17 protein-coding genes are annotated in these 19726 nt (G+C 37.0%); 6 read left to right on the top strand and 11 right to left on the bottom strand.

What is annotated here, in order from left to right; genetic code table 11:
• Positions 1-3: 3 nt before the first annotated feature.
• Entirely contained in the window at positions 4-3096 is a 3093-nt protein-coding gene (locus ON09_RS07940) for a SusC/RagA family TonB-linked outer membrane protein (RefSeq protein WP_010600526.1), read from the bottom strand.
• Between the two features lie 576 nt (positions 3097-3672).
• Here ON09_RS07940 and ON09_RS07935 point away from each other — a divergent pair.
• From ON09_RS07935 to ettA, 3 genes are all read left to right on the top strand, one after another.
• Positions 3673-5946 carry a GH92 family glycosyl hydrolase gene (locus ON09_RS07935; RefSeq protein WP_010600525.1) on the top strand — a complete coding sequence of 758 codons (2274 nt, stop codon included), beginning with the start codon at positions 3673-3675 and terminating at the stop codon, positions 5944-5946.
• Positions 5947-6087: 141 nt separating this feature from the next.
• The gene (locus ON09_RS07930; RefSeq protein ID WP_238533626.1) at positions 6088-6777 is read left to right on the top strand and encodes a hypothetical protein; all 690 of its coding nucleotides are present in this window, start codon (positions 6088-6090) and stop codon (positions 6775-6777) included.
• Positions 6778-6983: 206 nt separating this feature from the next.
• Positions 6984-8663 (top strand): energy-dependent translational throttle protein EttA, encoded by a 1680-nt coding sequence (gene ettA, locus ON09_RS07925; protein WP_010600523.1) that lies wholly within the window; start codon positions 6984-6986, stop codon positions 8661-8663.
• Between the two features lie 42 nt (positions 8664-8705).
• Here the strand turns inward: ettA and ON09_RS07920 are convergent, their stop codons facing one another.
• From ON09_RS07920 to ON09_RS07905, 4 genes are all read right to left on the bottom strand, one after another.
• Positions 8706-9428: a GDSL-type esterase/lipase family protein gene (locus ON09_RS07920; protein ID WP_010600522.1), complete on the bottom strand. Its 723-nt coding sequence runs from the start codon at positions 9426-9428 to the stop codon at positions 8706-8708.
• Positions 9429-9449: 21 nt separating this feature from the next.
• Positions 9450-9683, bottom strand: coding sequence for a DUF1456 family protein (locus ON09_RS07915; RefSeq protein ID WP_010600521.1), 234 nt, complete (start codon positions 9681-9683; stop codon positions 9450-9452).
• A 151-nt stretch (positions 9684-9834) separates the two neighbouring features.
• Complete coding sequence (locus ON09_RS07910; protein WP_010600520.1) at positions 9835-11139, bottom strand: DEAD/DEAH box helicase; 1305 nt, start codon at positions 11137-11139, stop codon at positions 9835-9837.
• Between the two features lie 42 nt (positions 11140-11181).
• Complete coding sequence (locus ON09_RS07905; protein ID WP_010600519.1) at positions 11182-11400, bottom strand: hypothetical protein; 219 nt, start codon at positions 11398-11400, stop codon at positions 11182-11184.
• Positions 11401-11641: 241 nt separating this feature from the next.
• Between ON09_RS07905 and ON09_RS07900 the strand changes: the two genes are divergently transcribed.
• From ON09_RS07900 to ON09_RS07890, 3 genes are read left to right on the top strand one after another with little or no spacing between them, the layout of a single operon-like run.
• Positions 11642-12115 carry a ribonuclease H-like YkuK family protein gene (locus ON09_RS07900; protein WP_010600518.1) on the top strand — a complete coding sequence of 158 codons (474 nt, stop codon included), beginning with the start codon at positions 11642-11644 and terminating at the stop codon, positions 12113-12115.
• Positions 12116-12163: 48 nt separating this feature from the next.
• Positions 12164-12688 (top strand): TlpA family protein disulfide reductase, encoded by a 525-nt coding sequence (locus ON09_RS07895; protein WP_039842030.1) that lies wholly within the window; start codon positions 12164-12166, stop codon positions 12686-12688.
• Positions 12689-12717: 29 nt separating this feature from the next.
• The gene (locus tag ON09_RS07890) at positions 12718-13185 is read left to right on the top strand and encodes an SRPBCC family protein (RefSeq protein WP_029204196.1); all 468 of its coding nucleotides are present in this window, start codon (positions 12718-12720) and stop codon (positions 13183-13185) included.
• Between the two features lie 16 nt (positions 13186-13201).
• Here ON09_RS07890 and ON09_RS07885 read toward each other — a convergent pair whose 3' ends face one another.
• The 6 genes from ON09_RS07885 to ON09_RS07860 form a co-directional block, all read right to left on the bottom strand.
• On the bottom strand, positions 13202-13780 hold the full coding sequence (locus tag ON09_RS07885; protein ID WP_010600515.1) for a DUF4468 domain-containing protein: 579 nt from the start codon (positions 13778-13780) through the stop codon (positions 13202-13204).
• Between the two features lie 83 nt (positions 13781-13863).
• Positions 13864-14880, bottom strand: coding sequence for a porin (locus ON09_RS07880; protein ID WP_010600514.1), 1017 nt, complete (start codon positions 14878-14880; stop codon positions 13864-13866).
• Positions 14881-14916: 36 nt separating this feature from the next.
• The gene (locus ON09_RS07875) at positions 14917-16305 is read right to left on the bottom strand and encodes an ammonium transporter (protein ID WP_010600513.1); all 1389 of its coding nucleotides are present in this window, start codon (positions 16303-16305) and stop codon (positions 14917-14919) included.
• 345 nt (positions 16306-16650) lie between these two features.
• Positions 16651-17598: a TIGR01212 family radical SAM protein gene (locus ON09_RS07870; RefSeq protein ID WP_010600512.1), complete on the bottom strand. Its 948-nt coding sequence runs from the start codon at positions 17596-17598 to the stop codon at positions 16651-16653.
• Positions 17599-17706: 108 nt separating this feature from the next.
• A complete protein-coding gene (locus ON09_RS07865; RefSeq protein WP_010600511.1) occupies positions 17707-18741 on the bottom strand; it encodes a hypothetical protein in 1035 nt (344 codons plus the stop codon).
• A 313-nt stretch (positions 18742-19054) separates the two neighbouring features.
• A partial coding sequence (locus tag ON09_RS07860) for an APC family permease (protein WP_010600510.1) occupies positions 19055-19726 on the bottom strand: 672 nt, incomplete at its 5' end.

Genomic DNA, 19726 nt, shown 5'->3' with positions numbered 1-19726 from the left:
TGATTAAATGGTAATGTTTAAGCCAAATTGAAATGATCTTGGCTGCGGCGGGGTTCCAAATGAACCCAGCCCCTGAGCATTAGGATTAGAGGTTACACTCGATTCGGGATCGCCTGTATATTTGGTAATCAGGAATAAGTTTGAACCAACAAAATAAAATCTTGCCTGACTCAACCTGATTTTTTTCAAAAATTTGCCTGGGAGGTTATAGCCAAAAGTGAGTTGTTTTAAACGAAGGAATGATGCATCTTCTAAATATCTCGAACTTTGATCAATGGTGTAATTGGTGCCAATTGACGTTAATCTTGGGATATCAGTAATATCGCCAGGCTTTTGCCAACGGTTTAATACATTTGCCAATACACCTCCACTTGTTGGATTACGTTCACGGAAATAACGGTTCAAATTGAGGGATTTGTTTCCGGCCTGAAAGGTAAACAAGAAACTCAAATCGAAACTTTTGAAGGTGAAACTGTTGCTTAAACCGCCAAATATTTTCGGGTAAGAATCGCCTAGTATCTGACGATTAGCAGTAGTCACCGTTCCATTTGCAGCCTGCCCTTCGAATACTGGTGCTCCTGTTTGCGGATCAACATATAACTGATTATACAACCAGAAAGAGTTCATAGAATAACCTTCTTTCATAATCACCCAATCGCGGGTGTATTGTGTAATTTGTGTGGGCAATTTTTCAATTCTGTTTCTGTTACCTGAGAAATTCAAACTCGTTTTCCAACTAAAGTTATTGTTGGCAATATTGGTGGTATTAATACCAACCTCGTAACCTCTATTGCTCATTTCTCCTTCGTTAGCCCAATAAGTGGCAAAACCAGTCGATGCAGCAATCGGTTTTTGTAGCAGTAAGCCTGTTGTATACTTATTATATACATCAACAGTAAGTGATATTCTATTGTCTAACAAGCCTAAATCAAAACCAAGGTTGGTTTGAGCCGTTTTTTCCCAGCGTAAATCAGGATTGCCCAATTGAATCGGTCCAATACCTGGTTGAGGCGATCCGGCAACATCTGGATAGCTGCTACCACCCGTCCATAAGCCTTGAGCTGCAAAATTATCGATACCAGCCTGGTTACCTGTTACACCATAGGAAACACGAAGTTTTAAATCACTTATCCATTTGGCATCTTTTAAAAACGATTCTTCTTTTAATCGCCATGCACCTGAAACGGCAGGAAAATATCCCCATTTATTGTTTGCACCAAATTTCGATGATCCATCAGCTCGGGCACTTAAACCAATGTAGTATCTGCTTGCATAGTTATAATCAAAGCGACCAAAAAACGATGCCAACGAATACTTACTCCAATTTTGAGATGATGTTCTTGTAGAAGCAGAAGAAATTAATTTAAAGTTATCATTGGCAAACCCACTTCCTTCTGCAGCGGTTAGGCTAATTACATTTGCTTGAAGTGAATTTCCTACCAATGCATTAAAATGATGGTCGCCAGCATTTTTGATATAGGTTAGGGTCTGCTCATTAATCCAGGTACTATTTTGCGTAATAGATGAAGTAGCGTTACCACCCACAGCCCTTCCAATACTGGTTTGGCTGTTCCAATATGCCGATTCATCATAGTGATTATAATCCAATGAGAAACTACTTTTAAATTTTAATCCATCGATAATTTTCGCTTCCGCGTAGGCACTGCCTACATACCTTAAGCTAGTGGTGTTTACATCATAATTATCAATTAACAAATAGATGTTATCAGAACCAGTGGAAGTTCCATCTTGTGCAAATTTTGGCGTGTAGGTGGCGGCACTAGTGGCAGCGTTCCATAAATTCACCTGTGGACCATCGCCTGTTCTGGCTTGATTCCGATCACTTTTCGAAATGCTATTGGTTAAACCAAAAGAAATGGCATCACTTAAATTATGATCGTAGTTAAATTTTAAGCTTGTTCTCTGAAACTGCGGCACTTTAATCAGCGCTTTTTGATCAGTATACCCTGCACCTACATAAAATCTTGATTTATCGGTTCCACCCTGAATAGATAAATTATAATCCTGGATTAATCCTTTTTGGAGAATGTCACCAATTCGATCGAAAGTCTGTTGCTCTTCTGGCAAACCAGCTCCACCTTGAGATACTGGTCTAAATGGGCGATTGGCAAAAGTTTGGTTTAATGCCGGACGATCGATGCCCGAATTGATCCAATATTCATTAGCCAATAATGCCGATTCAGGACCCGACGCCAATTGAGGAACAGTAGATTGATCTGCCTCAACCCAGCCGGTAGAAACATCTAAGCTTACTTTAGTTCTGGCGTTGAAACTTCCTCTTTTTGTAGTGACCAAAACTACCCCATTAGCTCCCCTGGAGCCGTAAATAGCGGTTGCAGAAGCATCCTTAAGTACTTCAATACTTTCAATATCAGCTGGATTAATATCTGCCAGCGGAGAAGTTGTTCTGCCTCCCAGATTGGTGGTTTGTAAAGAGGTGTTATTTAAAAATACACCATCAATTACGTAAAGTGGCTCGCTACTCGAGTTAATCGAAGTTGTTCCCCGCACCCTAACAAAAGTACCTTCACCAGGTACACCCGAGTTGGAGTTGATTTGAACTCCGGCAGCCCGCCCCTGTAACTGTGCATCAAAACTGGCAACCGGAAGTTTTACCGTTTCAGAAGCTTTGATTTTAGAAACTGCTCCGGTTAAATCAGCCTTACGTTGTGTTCCATAACCAACTGCAACCACATCGTTTAATTGATTTGCCGATGCTTTCAAAGCTACAGTAACTGGAGAACCATCAACTCTTTTTTCCTGAGTATCGTAACCAATTAAGCTTACGGTTAAAGTATAAGGAAAACTTTGTCCGGTTCGAAATGAGAAGGAACCATCGGCTGATGTGGCCACTGCATGAGTAGTACCTTTAATTCTAACTACTACTCCCGGTAGCGGCTCTTTAGTTGCTACATCGATTACCTTGCCGATAAGCTGAGAATTAATAACGGATGGCTTTACATCCTGACCAGACGCAGAAAGTGAGAAAATTAAGAGCAAAATAATGCTCGCTAGGGAAAGAGGGTCTGAAAAATTGTGATCGTAAAATTTCTTGACATGGATATTTATTTCCATATTTAAAATGTTTGTTAAGGTTAAATCTTAATGGAACCAAGAATGAAGACCAGTTTAGTGATTGGCGTTACGGCTGGGCTGTCATTCATCTACAAACCGGCAAGGCTTCCTTGTCGGTTTCATTTTATAAATTACTTCATTGAATTATACAAAAGTTTGATCTCAGAGGAATTCTGATTGAATAAGGAATCTTTATAGTGCTTTCTTATACTAGCAACAACAACAATATTGCATGTTCGGACAAGGATTTCCTTTTCGAAATGTTCGGGAAAATTGAAATGGTAGGGATGTAATCATATTGAATTGTAAAAGGTTTTTGGCAAATATATAAGATTATTTTAAATAGACTACCAATTCTATAGAATTTATATATAAATATGCAAATTCGATCAAATTTCATTGCTGCTGTGGTCAACAAATGTGTGTACTGTATTATCAGAAAATATAATCTTTCTCCCTCGCATCGGTAACTAAATCGTTTTTATTACCACACAATTGATACACTTCTGGTGCGATAACCAGCTAAATCACCTGGTAAAAATCTTAAATTTGGCATCTATCCTCTGCAAATAAATTATGAATAAATATTTCTGCTATCTCTTTAGTGCGATTATATCGATTACAATTTCAGCAAAATCAACATCAGCACAAATTACCAAACAACCTGTAGATTATGTAAATCCTTATGTAGGTAACATCAGCCACCTGCTGGTACCGACCTATCCTACTGTTCACTTGCCAAACAGTATGCTTCGCTTTTATCCTGAAAGAGAAAACTACACCAGTAACACCGTTAATGGATTGCCACTCGTAATTACAAGTCACCGTGGAAGTTCAGCATTTAACCTAAGTCCTTTTCAGGGAGATGTAAGAGAGATTAAGAATACCATACGGTATGGTTATGATAATGAAATCATCAAACCATACTACTACGAAGTTGACCTGGATGACTTTGGCATTAATGCAAAATTTGCACCTTCGCATCAATCAGGCATTTATGAAATTAATTTTAGTAAAAGCCAGGCATCCTCCTACTTAATTTTGAATACACGCGATGGAGAACTGAGTACCAATGAGAATACTGTAAGTGGCTTTCAGCGGTTGAGCAATAATACCAAAGTATTTATCTATCTGGAAACAGATTTGAAACCTGTTGAAGCAGGCAGTTATCAAAATAGTTCAATCGATAATCAAAAAAAAGCTGTTTCTGGCCGTAATGCCTTTTTGGTACTTAAATATGCCGGCAATACTCAACGGGTAAAAGCCCGCTATGGAATCTCTTTCATCAGTGTAGAACAGGCAAAGAAGAATCTGCAACGCGAAATAAAAGATTACAATTTAGCAAATGTTGCAGAGCTGGGAAAAAACATTTGGAATACTACTTTAGGCAAAATAGCTATTAAAGGTTCGGATGAAAATGCAAAAACCATTTTTTATACCTCGTTATATCGTACTTACGAACGGATGATCAACCTATCGGAAGATGGAAAATACTTTAGTGCATTTGATGGCAAGATCCATAACGATAATGGAACGCCATTTTTTACAGACGACTGGATTTGGGATACCTATAGAGCAACCCATCCGCTTCGTGTGATCATCGAGCCAAAAATGGAAAGTAATATGATTAATTCTTATTTAAGGATGGCACAGCAGATGGATGATCATTGGATGCCGACATTCCCGGAGGTTACGGGCGATAGTCGGAGAATGAACAGTAATCATGGGGTGGCAACCATCATCGACGCTTATAATAAAGGTTTGAGATCTTTTAACCTGGAAGAAGCTTATCAATACTGCAAAGCTGGCATTACTGAGAAAACCCTGGCTCCATGGTCTGCTAAAAAAGCAGGTGTATTAGATCAGTTTTTTAAAGATCATGGTTATTTCCCTGCACTACCCGCGGGCGAAAAGGAAACTGCACCTGAAGTTCACGGATTCGAAAAGCGCCAGCCTATTGCCGTGACGCTAGGCACCGTTTATGATGAATGGTGTTTAGGAAATATTGCGCAGCAGTTAGGCAAAACAGAAGAAGCCAGGCATTTTCTGGACAAGAGTTTAACCTATCGCACTGTTTTTAATCCTGAAACGAAATTTTTCCATCCAAAAGATGCGAGTGGAAAATTTATTGAGCCATTGGATTATAGGTTTTCTGGCGGCTTGGGTGCAAGAGAAACTTATGATGAAAACAATGGTTGGTTATACCGCTGGGATGTGTTGCATAACGTGGATGATTTAGTAAAAATGATTGGTGGTAAAGGCGTTTTTGTTGAGGAACTGGAGAAAATGTATAATACGCCGCTGGGGAAAAGCAGATTTGATTTTTATTCACAACTACCAGATCATACCGGAAATGTGGGTCAATTTTCAATGGGTAATGAACCGGCCATGCACATTCCTTACTTATACAATTATGCCGGACAACCCTGGCGCACTCAAAAACGAGTGCGTAGTTTATTATCTCAATGGTTTAGAAATGATTTAATGGGTATTCCTGGCGATGAAGATGGCGGTGGCTTAACCTCATTTGTTGTTTTTTCTCAAATTGGTTTCTACCCGATTACACCGGGTTTACCAATGTATGTAATAGGAAGCCCGACTTTTGAAAACGTTAAAATTGATATTGGAAACGGGAAGAAATTTGAGGTTGCCTGTAAAAATTATGCTCCAGAAAACAAATATATCCAATCAGCAAAGTTAAATGGAAAGGTTTGGAACAAATCGTGGTTTACACATGAGGAACTAATGAAAGGTGGAAGTCTTGAGCTCATAATGGGCAAAAGACCAAATAAGCAATGGGCAGCAGATGATGCAGCAACGCCACCATCTTTTAAAATGCCGGGCAAATAAACATTGTTAAATATAGCTTGGTTATTGAATCAAAGCTATTAATCAAAATCTTTACAACGGTTTACTTTTTAAAAACATAGTCATCATTGTCATTTATTTTTATCCATACCGTTTTTGAGATGTTGAAGAAAGAATAATTAAGTGAAGATTTTTTTTAATATTGCTCCAAACAAACTAAAAAGTATAATGAAAAAAACGTTACTCCTCCTGGTACTTGTTAGTACCAATTTGATTGCTTTGGCTCAATATGAAAATGCCAAGCAAGTATTTGAAAGTCCAAAATTAAAAGAGGTAATTGCTACACACAAAACTGTTGCTATTCTTCCATTTAACACGAAAATTTCCTTTAAAAAACAACCAAAAGATTTCAATCTTGATGCTCATATACAAAAGGAGAAAACGATGTCAACATCTATACAATCGAGCATGTATACTTTTTTGCTTAGAAAATCAAGCAATTATACCGTAGAATTTCAGGATGTTGAAAAGACAAATATTTTATTAAAAAAAGCGGGGCTTTTAGATAAACTAGATGAATTTACAAAAGATGAAGTTGCTAAAGCGTTAGGTGTGGATGCAGTTATCTCAGGTAAATTTGAAACAGAACAAACCCGATCAGAAGCTGGGGCGATTGTAACAACAGTTTTATTTGGTGGACTTGGAAGTAAAACCGGTTCTGGATCATTAACAATGGTAGTGAATGATGGAAAAACAGGTGATATGCAATGGCGCTTTTTCAAAGCAATGAATGATGGCGTTTTTACTTCAAGTGACGAATTGATCGATAGAATGATGAGAAAAGTATCAAGAAATTTCCCTTACAGTAAATAATAAGATATAATTTCTAAATTCAATAATAATCAACTTATTGAAAGCCCTCATCTTTTTAATTTGAGGGCTTTTTCGTGTAAATACTAAATGATGTCAGAAATAATATTCCCAGATAAACCAATTGTTATCGGCAGGTTGTTATTATCTTTGCCATTATTTACAAATCCTTATGATTAAGGTTTAATTCACTAATAGCAAAATTCAACATGTCAGACGAAAAAATAATCTTTTCAATGGCTGGAGTGAGTAAAATCTATCCGCCACAAAAACAGGTTTTAAAAAATATTTACTTATCATTTTTTTACGGTGCAAAAATTGGCGTTGTAGGTTTAAACGGCTCTGGTAAATCATCTTTATTAAAAATTATTGCTGGTTTAGATAAATCAATACAAGGCGAAGTTGTATTTTCTCCGGGCTATTCTGTAGGTTATCTGGCTCAGGAACCAGTTCTTGATCCTGATAAAACGGTACGCGAAGTAGTGGAAGAAGGTGTTGCCGAAGTAACCGCTATTTTAAAAGAATACGAGGAAGTGAACGAAGCTTTCGGTTTAGAAGAAAACTATTCTGATGCCGATAAAATGGATAAATTGATGGCTCGCCAGGGCGAACTACAAGATAAAATTGATGCTTTGGGTGCTTGGGAGATTGATTCGAGATTGGAAAGAGCAATGGACGCATTACGCTGCCCAGATCCCGAAACCAAAATTAGTGTACTTTCTGGTGGTGAACGTCGCCGTGTGGCGATGTGCCGTTTATTACTGCAAAAACCTGATGTTTTGTTACTGGATGAGCCTACCAACCACCTGGATGCAGAGAGTATTGACTGGTTAGAACAATTTTTGCAAAACTATGAAGGAACCGTGATCGCGGTAACCCACGATAGATACTTCCTGGATAATGTAGCGGGATGGATTTTAGAATTAGATCGTGGTGAAGGGATTCCATGGAAAGGAAATTATTCTTCATGGTTAGATCAGAAAGCAAAACGTTTGGCTCAGGAAGATAAAACAGAAAGCAAACGCCAGAAAGCTCTGGAGCGTGAATTAGAATGGGTACGAATGGCACCAAAAGCCCGTCATGCCAAATCTAAAGCTCGTTTAGCAAACTACGATAAACTTGCGTCTGAAGATGGCAAAGAAAGAGAAGATAAACTGGAACTTTTCATTCCTGCAGGACCGCGTTTAGGTAATGTAGTGATTGAAGCAACCAATGTGACCAAAGCCTACGGCGATAAAATTTTATTTGATAACCTGAACTTTTCACTTCCACCAGCGGGTATTGTGGGGATTATCGGGCCAAATGGTGCGGGTAAAACAACTTTATTCCGCTTAATTACCGGGCAAGAAGAACCTGATAATGGAACTTTCAGGGTTGGCGAAACGGTAGAGCTGGGTTATGTAGATCAAATGCATAACGACCTGGATGCTGATAAAACTGTTTATGAAAATATTACGGATGGTTTAGATAACATTCAGTTAGGCACCAAAGCCGTAAATGGCCGTGCTTATGTTTCTAAATTCAACTTCAACGGCGGCGATCAGCAGAAAAAAGTAGGCATTTTATCAGGTGGTGAACGTAACCGTGTTCACCTGGCCATTACTTTGAAAAAGGGTGCAAACGTACTTTTACTCGATGAGCCCACCAATGATATCGATGTGAATACCTTACGTGCTTTAGAAGAAGCATTGGAAAACTTTGGTGGTTGTGCGGTAGTCATCAGTCACGACAGGTGGTTCCTGGATAGGATTTGTACCCACATTCTGGCTTTTGAAGGAAACTCAGAAGTTTATTTCTTTGAAGGAAATTATTCTGATTATGAAGAAAATCGCAAGAAACGTTTAGGCGATGTTACTCCAAAACGAATCAGATATAGAAAATTAAATTAGTAAAAAGTCTCGGTGAAAATCGGGACTTTTTTTTTTAGATATTTATTTTCTTCTGTGCAAAGCTTTGTCGATTGCCTCTTCTGTAACCTGTTCCATTACCTTATAACCTGCCAGGTTCGGGTGAACCCCATCCGTGGTATAAGCAGCCTTTTGTCCGTTTCGTTCATCAACTAATGGGGTCCAATAATCTAAAATGACGAAACGATTGGCTTTCGCGTAGCTAACAATCTCGTTATTTAAAGAAATAATCTGATCTGCAACGCCCTTTAAGTTTTTATTCCAGGGATACTCATAAATTGGTAAGTATTTACAGAGAATAACTTTAATTCGATTTTTCCTGGCCAGTTCGGCCATCGATTTGATGTTATTCATAACGGTTTCATTACTTACATGACCTTTGTTACCAGCCAGATCATTGCTTCCAGCAAGAATAATCACAGCTTTTGGTTTTAGGTTGATCACATCCTGCCGAAATCGGATTAACAATTGAGGGGAAATTTGTCCGCTGATTCCTCTGTCAAGATAAGAACCGTTATTAAAATATTGTGGATCTTTCTGTTTCCAGAACTCGAATATCGAACTACCTAAAAAAACCACCCGCTTTTCACCCTTATTCGGGGCAGCTAAAGAGTCATTTTCTTTCTGATATTTAGAAAGTGTCGCCCAGTCATCTGAAAAATCTTCTTTCTGAACAGATTCGTGTTGTTGAGCAACCAAGCTGCCTGAGTACAAAAACAGCCCCATTAAGAGGAATTTAAATTTCATAATTTCGCTTAAAATGCTCTGCTAAGATTTCTTTTCTTCTTTCGGGCCTCTTTTGTAAATTACCAAACCATTTAAAAAGTTGCGCAAAATCTGATCGCCACATGGTTTGAAGTTTTCATGATCCTCGTTCCTAAAAATATCACCCAGTTCTGCCTTTGTTACCTTAAAGCCAACCAAATCGCAAATGGTAATAATATCTTCTGTCTTTAATGACAGCGCTACTCTTAATTTTTTTAATATATCGTTATTGCTCATATTTTAATTTTGAATGAATGGATTTTGAATTAGTGAATAATTAATAAGTGAATTTGAATGAATAACATTGCTAGTATGTGTTTTATTGGAATAATGAAATGTTAGAATGTTGTAACGTTTAAACCTTCCAGCAAAGAACAATTGAACCGACCTAACTCGCTACTTCCATTTTTAACTTTTTCCCTTTTATTTTTTCGCCTGTTAATATTTTTAAGAGTTTTTCAATTTTCTCTCGTTTTACGGCTATGTAACTCGTGGTGTCTTTTACTTCAATCAAACCTAGGTCATCTTTGGCCAAGCCGCCTTTTTGCAAAAACAACCCCACAATATCTATCTTATTAATTTTATCTTTTTTGCCATGCGCCAGATATAAGGTTACCCAATCACTCGCTTCAGGAATTTCGTAATGATCTGATAGAGGTTCCTCCTCAATATCTTCAGGCAGATACTTATAATTTTCTTCCGGAGTGATTACGGCATACGCGGTGCCTTTTGCATGCATTCGGGCAGTTCTTCCATTGCGATGAATGTAAGCATCTTCTGTATAAGGCAATTGATAGTGAACAATGTGCTCAATTTCCGGAATATCAAGTCCACGGGCAGCCAAATCTGTAGTAATTAAAATTTTATGGCTACCGTTTCTAAACTTCAAAAGTGCTTTCTCACGGTCGATTTGTTCCATTCCACCATGAAAAACATCATGCCCTAAGCCATGTTCGAAAAGGATATCGCTAATCCGATCTACCGTTTCGCGATGATTACAAAAAACCAGCGTATTCTTGCCTCCAATCTTGGTTAACAATTTAAATAAAACCTCTAATTTATCTGCCGCCGGCGCAGTAACTTTCTTCAGTTTTAAATTAGGTTTCGATTGAAGGTTTTGAGAGAAATCAATATCAAGCGCATTTTTTAACTTCACAAACTCAGGAATTTCTTCCATCTTCGTTGCCGAGGTAAGTATTCGTTGTTTTAAGGAAAGCAACTTACCGATGATGTACGACATATCGGATTCAAAGCCAAACTCCAGCGATTTGTCAAATTCATCTAAAATCAGATTTTCTACGAAAGATTCATCAAAATTCTGATGTTCCAGGTGATAGGCAATTCGGCCGGGTGTGCCAATTAATACCGCTGGCGGATGAGCAAGATTATTCTTTTCTACCCGAACCGCGTGGCCGCCGTAACAGCAGTTTACTTTAAAAGGCGTGCCCATTTGCCTAAATACCTGCTCAATCTGAAGTGCAAGTTCTCTTGATGGCACTAAAACAAGTGCCTGAACACCTTTAACATCAGGCTTTAATTTTGCCAGTAGCGGCAACAAAAATGCCAGTGTTTTGCCAGAACCAGTAGGTGCAATCAGCAAAACATCATGCCCGGATTTTACTGCTTTTAATGCAGCTTCCTGCATTTGGTTAAGTGCTGTAATGTTTAATTTTTTTAAGGCGTTCTCTATCATCGGGCCAAAGATAAGCATTTCAACGCCTGCAATCTTACATCACTACAACTTGAAAAACTTCGATTTAAGTTTTCTGATGGTAGAGAAATCAAATTTTTTCTCTAGCAACATTAACATATTTCCTCTTTTTGAGATTGACGAATTGACTTTTTCTGTTACCAAATCAACTGACGACTTTAGTCTATCCGATAAATCATCTGCAAATTTATTCGCTCTGCTATTCTGCAAAAGCTGAAGTTCCTGAATTAATTCCGCTCTCATATTCTTTTGAATTTTAGTTCTTAATCTAACAAGTAGAACGGCTATTCGGTTGTAAATAATATAAAAAAATTGCAATCGTTCCCCAGAAAAAACGCTAACTTGTTGAAAACTAAGCTGCTGTTAGCAAATAAACAATTTCATCTTAACATAAATTTAATTTCAAGCGCTTATTTTTATAAAAACCTGATTACCATGTATCCAAAGGAATTTCTTTGGAATTAACCTCAAAACAACATTGTGTATGACCTGGAAAAAATTTAGTGGCGAAATTATTCAATCTTCTATCCTCGAAGAAGTAGAAAAAGCAATTATCAGAGAAACAGAAAATGGCTATAAATTGAAAGTCTGCATCGGCACCGATTCGCAGGTGAAAGGCCTGGTTACCGATTTTGCTACCGTTATTGTATTGTTGCGAGAACATCACGGCGGTTTTATGTACATCCATCAGGAAAAAAATACTCAGCAAGTGGGTATTAAAGAAAGGATGTTAATGGAAGTTCAAAAATCAATTGAAACGGCTTATTCCATTTGCGATTTACTGGATATTTATGACGTTGCACTGGAAGTTCATGCAGACATTAATACCAACCCATCATTTAAATCAAATAAAGCATTGAATGATGCCATGGGCTACATATTAAGCATGGGTTTTATTTTTAAAGCCAAACCTGAAGCCTTTGCCAGCTCAACCTGTGCCGACAAAATGGTACATTAATTTTGTAAAGATTTTTTATAGGAGTATCTTTATTCATCATCCCCTATTATGAAAAAGATATTCCTAATCATTTGCTTATTCATCACTGCCAATGTAATGGCTCAAACTGCTGATGATGGCACAATTACCAAAATTGGAGACACTATACCTTCCTTTAAATTTGAGATCGAAAAAGGTAAAACCGTTGACATTTCCGATTACAAGGGCAAATTGATTCTAATTAATTTGTTCGCAACCTGGTGCCCGCCCTGTAACAAAGAATTGCCACAGGTTCAAACCCAAATTTGGGAAAAACACAAAGACAACAGCAACTTTGCCTTTTTTGTATTCGGCAGAGAAGAAGGATGGGAGAAATTAATACCCTATAAAAGCAAAAAAGGATTTACCTTCCCAATACTTCCAGACTTAGATCGAAGTATCTTCAGCAAGTTCGCTAAACAAAGCATACCAAGAAACATTTTAATTGATCAAAATGGCAAGATCATTTATCAATCTATCGGCTACGAGCAAAAAGAATTTGATGCATTAGTAAAATTAATTACCGATAAACTCAGTTTATCTGCAACAAAATAGCAGCACTGCTGTTAAGCCTAAAAGATACTTTGAAAATACATCGATTAGAATTTACTCAGAAAATTCCCGTAGACTTGGATACCGCATGGGATTTTTTCTCATCGCCACTAAACCTTGCAGAGATTACACCAAAAGATATGACATTTGACGTGACCTCGCCTAACATGGCAAATACCAAAATGTATCCTGGTTTAATCATCACCTACAAAGTTTCTCCATTATTCGGGATTAAACTAGACTGGGTAACGGAAATTACTCACGTTAAAGAAAACGAATACTTTATTGATGAACAAAGATTTGGGCCCTTTGCCTTTTGGCACCATCAACATCATTTTCAAAGCATTGACGGCGGTGTATTAATGAAAGATATTCTTCATTATAGTGTAGGCTGGGGTGTTATTGGCAAAGTTGCAAACGGTGTGATAGTGAACAATAAAATCAATGAGATTTTTAATTTTCGCTATAAAAAAGTAGAATCCTTATTTGGCAAAATGTAAAAGACAAAAGAACTGATTACCATTTTTTGGTAGAAACAGTTTCTTTTTTAACGGGTTCAGAATTCTTTTTATCTGTTGCAAGGAATTTTTTAAACGAATCTCCAAATTTTGCCACTTTCGCATAAGTGCTTGTTTGAATATCTTTCCATGATCCTGCATTTAGCTTATCAGCAGATTTTTCGAGTGGACTTCCAACAGTTGTTTTTGGCACAAAGTTTCCATAACGGTCTCTTTGGTAAGGAATGAATACAAAGTTGGTTAACCAATAACGATATTTTCCTGCTCTTGCCTCAAAAACAAAATCGTAGCTTACCTCGCCACTGGGATGACCAGCCACCAATGTCGTTTTATCGATAATCATTTTGCCCTTTGCTAAAATTGAAGTATCGGTACTGCTTTCCAACTTCATTGTTTTTTTGTTTGTCGATACCACAAAATTTTTAGCTCTTTCTAATAAAACTGTCTTACTCAATATTAGGGAATCGACAACCTTGTAATAAATGAATTTACCTGTTTCATCTTTAGGAAATTGCTTCTCCTGAGCCGATAAACTGGTTACAAAAACAGAAAGTGCGATGGCAAGTATGTATCTCATAAATCCTTTTTAAACTAATTACTAAGGTAAAAAAAAGCCACCAGTTTAAATGAACTGGCGGCTATAATCATATTAATTTGCTTTTAGAAAGCGTAAACTGCTGCTAGTGAGAACTGGCCTGCGTTTGGCGCAGCCATTCCATTTTCTTTTGCGAAAGGTTTGGTACCACTGTGATCTAATCTTACCTCAGGAATAAAAGTTAAACCTCCAGATTTAATATTTGCAGTAAGGGTTACTGAAGTATATTTATCCCCCTCAACACCACCAACATTTTTGTACTTGAAATACTCACCTCTTAAACCTAATGCTACAGCATCAGTAAAAGCATACTGCGGATATAACGCAGCTCCTGCATAACCACCGGCATCATCATTAATGTCGTAATTAGCAGCGTTTAAGCCTAATTTAAATTTATCAGTAATCTGATAAGCAGTTGTTAAATCAGCAATGGTTCCGTAACCGCCGCCGCCAGCACCAGACAATACATTGATATAGGCTGTCCAGCCTTCTACAGGAGAAACCATTAATTGTCCGCCAATGCTTGATACCCCACGTGTTGCTGTGTAAACGTTCCAGTCATTGAACAAACCAGCCATTAAACTCACTTTATCAGAGAATTTGTATGTAGCCTTGATACCGGCATTTTGAAATGGACCATTTGTAAATAAATATGAAGTAGAATAATTAAAGTTTCCTACCGGAGAAATTACCTCATAACCAATAAACGTTCCCATGTAACCTGCAGTCATCGAAAACTGATCGGTAAAATCATAGTTTACATATAAGTTTTGGATATGAAAAGATGAAGTTCCACTTGAAGCATCTATCAGCGATTGCTCCTGTCCTCTCGGACCGAAAGATAATTCTCCGACAAATGAGGCTTTTCCTGTTTTCTTTTTCAACACCAAATCAATCATCCCTAATGAAACTGAGTTATGATCAGATGCAAATGAGGTTCCAATATTAGGCTGTTTAGCAAAATCGTATTTAAAGTAGGTATCAACCGATCCCGAAATTTCGAGTGGAGAGGTTGTAGTTTCCTGAGCCAGGGCGCAGCTAGCGCTGGCCATTGCGAAAATAGCAGTTAAAAATTTCTTCATGTTTGAGCTTGAATTTGAGTTTAGATATAGTTTGTTTTATGCAATTGGTTCAGTAAGAGGACTGTTTTTTTCAATATAAACAGCTCTTTCCTCCACTAGCAAAGTGCCTTGAGAATATTTTTCATTGTGTTGTGATTCATCAAGACCCATTTCTTCCTCCTCTTCTGAAACGCGAATTGGTTGAATTAGGTTAATGAATTTGAAGATGATGAATGATACCACAAAACTGAAAATGATTACGATAACCGCACCTTTAACCTGGGTAAAGAAAAACTCAGTGCCACCGTATAATAAACCATCAGCACCAATGCTATTTACTGTTTTGGTAGCAAAAACGCCAGTTAAAATCATACCAACAATACCACCAACACCATGACAAGGGAAAACATCTAAAGTATCATCTAAACTTGTTTTTTGTTTCCATGAAACCACTAAGTTAGAGATCACGGATGCAATCACACCGATAAAAATACTCGATGGAATACTTACGAAACCTGCTCCAGGTGTAATGGCAACTAAACCTACAACGGCACCGATACAGAAACCAAGCACTGATGGTTTCTTACCTCTCGCTACATCGAAGAACATCCATGATAATCCAGCGGCACCGGCAGCGGTATTGGTAGTTAAGAAAGCCGAAACTGCTAAAGAATTTGCACCCAAAGCCGAACCTGCATTAAAACCAAACCAACCGAACCAAAGTAATCCTGTTCCAATTAACACATAAGGGATATTAGCAGGTGGAACCTCTTTATGCTCTAAGTGTGATTTTCTACGTTTTAAAACCAATGCACCAGCCAATGCAGCCATACCAGCTGAAATGTGTACAACCGTTCCACCAGCAAAATCAAGAACGCCCATTTTTAATAAAAATCCGTCAGGCGACCAAGTCCAGTGTGCTAATGGAGAGTATACAAATATTGCGAACAATACGATAAACAAAATATACGAAGTAAATTTAATACGCTCTGCAACGGCTCCCACAACTAATCCTGGTGTAATAATGGCAAACATTAATTGAAACACAGCAAAAAGTGATAGTGGAATTGTTCCCCAGGCCGGACCTGAGTTTACACCCTGAAAAAACAAGAATGTTGCTGGGTTTCCGATAAATCCACCTATTGTTTCGCCAAATGCAAGACTGAAACCAACTACAGTCCAGAGAACAGTAATTACACCAGCCGCAACCACACTTTTAATCATGGTTGATAAAACATTTTTACGATGAACCATACCACCATAGAAAAATGCAAGACCAGGAGTCATTAAAAACACCAATGCTGCAGAAATTAAAACGAAAGCAATATCAGGTGCACTGTATTTTCCATCGTCGAAATTTGGAAGTAGTGGAATAAATAGCGCTGCAATCGCTACAATCATCAAGACTGCAAAGGGCGCATACTGTTTTAAGGAAAATTTACTCATAGTTTTTAGTTTGATTTGTTTTTATTAAAAATTCTCTTAATTATTCGATAAATATTTCCATAAAAGTACGACATAATGTAATTTTTACACTATTTAATCAAAAAATTATAACAAAAACATCAAATTTTTGTAAAACAAATCAAAATTTTATCCAAAAAATACAATTTAATCAAAAAACAAACTTATTTAAGATGCGTTTTTAACAAAAACAAAATCATATGAATTATACAAATAATGAATATTTATCATTTTTTTGAAGAATATTGACATATATATTTATACAAAACCAAAAAACCCATGAAAATTCATGGGTTTCTACTAAAAAATTATAAAAATTATTTAAATTTAGTCAAAATAACGAGAACCTTGAACTACACCTCTTTTTTCAATCTCTTTATCAATATAAGTTTGAATCGCCGATTTATTTAACCCCCAATTTGGAGCAATTAATAAATCCCAGTCAGAAATTCCAAATAATCTTTGTATTACAATATCCGGGCGAAGCAATGGAATTAATTCGCAAAGCAAATCAGTATATTCTTCCAAAGTAAATAGTTTAAAAGGATCCTTTTTATATTTAGCACCCATAATTGATCCCTCAACAATATGCAGATGATGAAATTTTACGAACTTAATCTGAGGGAAACGATTAATTTCATGAATATAACCATACATCATCTCTCTGGTTTCCCAGGGGAAGCCAAAAATAGTATGCACACATAAATCGAGCTTGCTATTTTCTAAAAGTTTAACCGCAGCTACAAACTCACCATGACTGCAGCCTCTGTTAATCTGCTCTAAAGTTTCATCATAAATAGATTCCATACCCATTTCCAAATCAACATCGAAACGGTCGGTATAACTTTCCAACAGTGCCACCTTCTCTGCATCTATACAATCAGGCCTAGTACCTACTGCGAAACCCACAATATTTTCAGTTTCTACAGATAGCGCCTCATCGTACATCATTTTTAAATAATGCGCCGGCGCATAGGTATTGGTATTGGGCTGAAAATAAACAATGAATTTATCGGCTTTGTATCCATTTTTCGCCCGCTTAATCCCCTCTTCCAGCTGCTCTCTAATGGTCGGCATTTTACGAGACGGTTCAGGCGTGAAAGAATCTACATTGCAATATGTACATCCGCCATAACCCTTACTTCCATCTCTATTCGGACAGGTAAAGCCGCCATCAACAATTACCTTGAATACCCGTTGTCCATTATATTTTTGACGCAAATGAACCCCGTAAGCGTTATAACCCTTAATTCCAATATCTACCTGTGTTCCCATTGCTGCAAAAATACACAAAATAGAATTAATATATTATGCTGGAACCACTTAAGACTATGAAGTTATATGCTTATTAGAATTAGGTCGCGTTAGCAAGATGAATGATTTTTAATTATTAACTTTTACTGAAATGTTTTGAGAGATATTATAGTTAAAATTTAAAATTTTATTCATCTCCTCCAAATTAGGTGCATTTTTCATCTGTGAACGAAAAACATCGGCATAGATAAAAATGTGCGAATTTTCAACTTTATAGTATTTTAAACAGAAGTACGATTGCACAACCGCTTTGTCTTCTCTTCCATCGTAGCCAACATCGTAACCAACAACATTATTACCATCCCGCCTGAAAAGCTTGAGATTAGGTTGATCAGCCAGGTACCTGTCTATACTAAATGCTGATGAATCTGATGAAATCCATATCGTTAACTGTTTTAATCCATAATCGTTTTCCTTGTGATCTACATCATAGATCACTGATTTATCTTTAAATGTGCCGATTTTTATATTCCCAAATACTTCATTTTTTAAATCTCCCGACTCCCTTAATTCTATTTCTGTCGGAATGTTTAAAAAGATCTGTTCACCCATATTGTTCATCAACTCTGCTCCTTTTGTTGGCATTTTCTTTACGGGATTTAAAATTATTTGAGGTTGCTGTTCTAATTGGCTTTTTAACGAATTTACCTTTTGTTCAATTGATTTTTGATGGTTAATAACTTCCTGAACACTTTTTAAATATTCTTCTTTGGTAATCTTTTTAAACTCAATAATGGTGTTCTTTGAATCGGAAAGCGTAGCATTATCCTTAAATTTTATTTTGAAGATACCGCTGCTGAAATTTTGGGCGTACATCTCATAATAATCCCTATCAGTAATATGAAGCTGACGAAGGCTTTTAAAATTTTTAGTATCTATTTGAAATTTCTCTGGCAGATCAAAATACAGGCTATCACCCTTTTTAATAAAATGAAATTGATGATCTATAATTTCTTGCATAAATGCACCTGTTAAACCTATGAATGGTTTTTTATCCTCGCGATAAATATTGTCTATCTTCCAGTAAGTTTCAGTGTCTTGTGAACTGCAACTCAGACAAACTAAAGTGAAAAGCGCCAGGATTGATAATTTTATTACTCGCATTATTTAAGTTTCAAATTCGTTAATAGTTCTGCATAAAACTTATTACCGATCTAAAAATAAGCTAAACTGATTAAAAAAAAATTCCCATTTCATATTTGCCTGATTCTATAGCGTATTTGCTGCATAGCAATTTTTATTCGTATGAGCTTAATGAGCAAAGCGTTGATATTCTTTTTTGGATATCCCGGAATCCAGGCATATATGTTAATAGAAAACGTTTAACACCAGTCGCTTTGCTGCTCAAATAAATCGAAAAAGGAGGAACATGTTTCTGTTCCTCCTTTGGCTTAAACTTAATAAATGTATAAAGTCACTAAATTGATTCTTGTTTTTTTCGATTAATAAACAAATAAACCGGAACGCCCAATAACACAATTACCAATCCAGGCCAGGTATATTGCTGTTTATAAATGAGGAGCAAAATGCAGAACGCTGCACCGATCAATAAATAAATAACGGGTGTAACGGGGTATAACCAAGTTTTATAAGGGCGTTCAAGTGCTGGTTTTTTAACCCTTAAATAGATTACGCCAAAAACAGTAATCATGTAAAATAATACAATCACAAACGAGATCATATCTAATAGATTGCCGTACTGACCGCTTAAGCACAACACAGAAGCCCATATTCCCTGCATCCACAGTGATTTTTCGGGAACACCGTTTTTATTATTATGAAGGGCAGCTTTAAAAAACATACCATCTTGTGCCATGGTTTGAAAAACCCTGGCGCCTGCCAATACAATCCCATTTACACAACCGAAAGTTGAAATCATCACCAGCACAGCCATCACCACTGTACCTATCCCACTTCCAAAAATTTGTTCAGACGCTGCAACCGCAACCCTATCGTTAGCCGCAAAAGCAATACTATCGCGATCTAAGGTATTGAGATAGATGAAATTAACCAGGAGGTAAAGTATCATTACTGCCGATGTGCCTAACACCATCGATCTGACTACATTTTTTTTAGGAAGTGTGTACGT

It is taken from the genome of Pedobacter agri PB92 (assembly GCF_000258495.1).
Classification (GTDB): Bacteria; Bacteroidota; Bacteroidia; order Sphingobacteriales; family Sphingobacteriaceae; genus Pedobacter; species Pedobacter agri.
Note: the sequence above shows the minus strand (reverse complement) of the source record. Positions and strands in the feature narration are given on the sequence as shown.